Here is a 425-nt window from a genome sequence, read left to right on the forward strand (position 1 = left end):
AATTTGGTCTGGCTTTCCTATGGACCAAAGAGTGGGATGCACCGAACGATATCTACGGGGCGCTGGTGCCGATCTACGGTACGTTGGTGACTTCGTTTATCGCGCTGCTGATCGCCGTCCCGGTGAGTTTCGGTATCGCCCTGTTCCTGACTGAGCTTGCGCCTGGCTGGCTGAAACGCCCGCTGGGTATCGCCATTGAGCTGCTGGCAGCCATTCCAAGTATCGTTTACGGCATGTGGGGCCTGTTTATCTTTGCGCCGCTGTTCGCCGTTTACTTTCAGGAGCCGGTCGGCAATATCATGTCGAATATCCCGATTGTTGGCGCGCTGTTCTCTGGCCCCGCATTTGGTATCGGTATCCTCGCGGCAGGCGTGATCCTCGCCATCATGATTATTCCGTACATTGCGGCGGTAATGCGTGATGTG

General features: G+C 56.0%; 1 pseudogene. It reads left to right on the plus strand.

What is annotated here, in order from left to right:
* A pseudogene (locus I6F37_RS41360) lies at window positions 1-425 on the plus strand (phosphate ABC transporter permease subunit PstC); the annotation flags it as partial.

This window comes from Bradyrhizobium sp. NBAIM08, from assembly GCF_020193935.1.
GTDB lineage: Bacteria > Pseudomonadota > Alphaproteobacteria > Rhizobiales > Xanthobacteraceae > Bradyrhizobium > Bradyrhizobium yuanmingense.